Below are 2,526 nucleotides of genomic sequence, written 5' to 3'. Positions count from 1 at the left end.
GGCGCATGCCGGGCTGCCAGCCCTGCATCAGGCCCACCACGCGCAGGGCTTCGGCGTCGCACTCGGGCGAGAGCGACTGGGCCACTACGGGGCTGCTCACGCTGCCGTCTTCATTCACGGTGGCATTCACCAGCACCTGCCCGCTGATGTTCTTGGCTTTGGCGGCTTCGGGGTAGTTGATGTGCTCGAGGAAGAATAGGCCCATGGCTTGCTCGCCGCCGGGATACACGGGGGCGCGGTCGGGGCGGTTGGCGGCGGGGTTGCGCTGCACCTGCATCTGGCCAGGCTTGAGGACGATGGTTTGGCCGGTGGGGGCCGGGGCCGTTTGGGCGCGGGCGGTACCGGCGGCCAGCAGGGCGAGGGTAGCGAATAGAATTTTCATAAACAACGGAAATGCAAAGACGGGGCCGAACAACGCGGCCCGCCCATGGAGCGGCAGACGAACCTGGCCCCGAAATATTTCAACCCCGAACTAGGCGGGCTGGTTCGCGGGGGCCGGAGCCACATCGGCCGGGCGCGAAATGAGGAGCAGGCCGAGGTACACCAACAGGCCGTTCAGCAGCAGAATTTCGAAGCCGAACTTGTAGCCATTCAGCCACTCCACGGAGTGCGTCACGATGAGCAGGGTGAGGAGCACGGCGGCGGTGCAGGTGGGCAGCACCAGCCGGTCGCGCAGCTGGCGGTGGGTGAAGATGCCGAAGGCAAACAGGCCCAGCAGCGGCCCGTAGGTGAAGCCGGCGGCTTTGTACACGGCATCAATCAGGCTTTGCTCGTTGAGGGCGCGGAAGATGAGGATGATGACGATGAGCACCACCGACCAGCCCAGGTGCGTGAGCTGGCGCAGGCGGGTTTGCTGCGCCTCGGGGTACTGCTTAATGTCGAGGAAGTCGATGCAGAATGAGGTAGTAAGCGAGGTGAGGGCCGAGTCGGCCGAGGCGTAGGTGACGGCGATGATGCCCAGGATGAAGATGATGCCGGCCGCCAGCGAGAACTGCGTGGTGGCCAGGAAGGGGAATACTTTGTCAGTATCGAGCTTGCCTTTGAGGTTGAGGAGCTCGGGCAGTTGTTCCAGATGCAGGCCACGGGCGGCGGCGTACTGGTACATGAGCACGCCCAGGGTGAGGAACAGGATGTTGACGCACACGATGACGGGCGTGAACCAGAACAGATTCTTCTGGGCTTCGCCGAGGCTGCGGCAGCTGAGGTTTTTCTGCATCAGGTCCTGGTCGAGGCCGGTCATCACGATGGTGATGAACATGCCGGAGGCAAACTGCTTCCAAAAGAACTTGTCGTCGCGGAAATCGGCGAAATAGACTTGCGACATGGGGCTTTCCTTCACCGCGGTGACAAGCTTGGCGAAGGAATAATTCAGCGCATCCGACATGAAATAGATGCTGAGGGCCACGCAGCTGAGCATGGCCAGCGTCTGGAAAGTGTCGGTCCAGAGAATGGTTTTTAGGCCGCCCTTGAAGGTGTAGAGGTAGATGAACAGGATGCTGACCACAACGGTAGCGGCAAAGGGCACGCCCATCGAGTCGAACACGGCCAGCTGTAGCACGCCTGCCACCAGGTATAGGCGCAGGGCCGAGCCCAGCGAGCGCGAGATGAGGAAGAACAATGCCCCGGTTTTGTAGCTCCAGTAGCCAAAGCGCTGCTCCAGATAGGAGTAGATGCTCACCAGCCGCAGGCGGTAGTAGAGCGGCAGCAGCACCGTACCGATGACCACGTAGCCGGCCACGAAGCCCAGCGCCACGGCCAGGTAGCTCCAGCTTTTGCCGTACACGTTGCCCGGCACCGAGATGAAGGTGACGCCCGAGAGTGAGGTGCCAATCATGGCGAAGGCCACCATGTACCACGGCGCGTTGCGGTTGGCCACGAAGAAGCTTTCGCTGGTCGCGCCCCGCGAGGTGAGCAGGGCGATGATGATGAGGACGACGAAGTAGCCCGCAACCAGGCTCAGTACTAAGGTTGGCGACATGCGGTGTTAGCGGTTAGCTAGTAGCTATTGGCTGTTAGCTTTAATTCGCAACAGCGCAATATGAAGCTACAAAGCTAACAGGTAGCCGCCCGCGTAAGGGCGGCTTTTTCGCTGGGCCGCCGGCTGCGCCCAGCCTACGGCTACTGGCTGCTACTGCGCCCGCTGGCGAAACAACCGCTGCAACGACCACAGGGCGCGCTCGGGCAGCGAGGGCCGGCGCACCGAAAAGGTGATGACGCGGGAATCCATTTGCAGCAAGGCATCGTGTTGCAGCGCGCCGGTGCCTTGCGGCGGCAGCGGCCACTCCGCCATCGCAAAACCAACGCTGCTAAACTGAATGCGGGCGGCTTCGGGCAGGCCTTTGCTATCCGGCAGGGTTAATTCGTAGTGGCCCTGCATGTCAGTTGAAATGCCCACCTGCGTGCCGGCCAGCAGCACCGTGGCCCCGGGCAGCGGCTCGATTTTGCCCTTATCGGAAACGTACTGCACCGTGCCGGTGAGCGTGCGCCCGGCCGGGGCCTGGGCGGCGGCCGGGAGGTTGGCCAGCG

At 62.7% G+C, this 2,526-nt stretch carries 3 protein-coding genes; all 3 read right to left on the bottom strand.

Going from position 1 to position 2,526, the window contains the following annotated elements:
- Positions 1 to 382: energy transducer TonB (locus ACYVDE_RS20050; protein WP_460503309.1), on the bottom strand; the 382-nt coding region annotated here is incomplete at its 3' end.
- Between the two features lie 90 nt (positions 383 to 472).
- Positions 473 to 1,978 (bottom strand): sodium:solute symporter, encoded by a 1,506-nt coding sequence (locus ACYVDE_RS20045; RefSeq protein ID WP_460503308.1) that lies wholly within the window; start codon positions 1,976 to 1,978, stop codon positions 473 to 475.
- Between the two features lie 150 nt (positions 1,979 to 2,128).
- Positions 2,129 to 2,526 (bottom strand): carboxypeptidase-like regulatory domain-containing protein (locus ACYVDE_RS20040; protein WP_460503307.1); only part of this gene is annotated, 398 nt, incomplete at its 5' end.

The organism is Hymenobacter agri, assembly GCF_054778495.1.
Note: the sequence above shows the minus strand (reverse complement) of the source record. Positions and strands in the feature narration are given on the sequence as shown.

Coding starts and splice junctions, on each gene's coding strand:
- ACYVDE_RS20045 (WP_460503308.1), bottom strand. CDS start 1,978: ATGTCGCCAACCTTAGTACTGAGCCTGGTTGCGGGCTACTTCGTCGTC.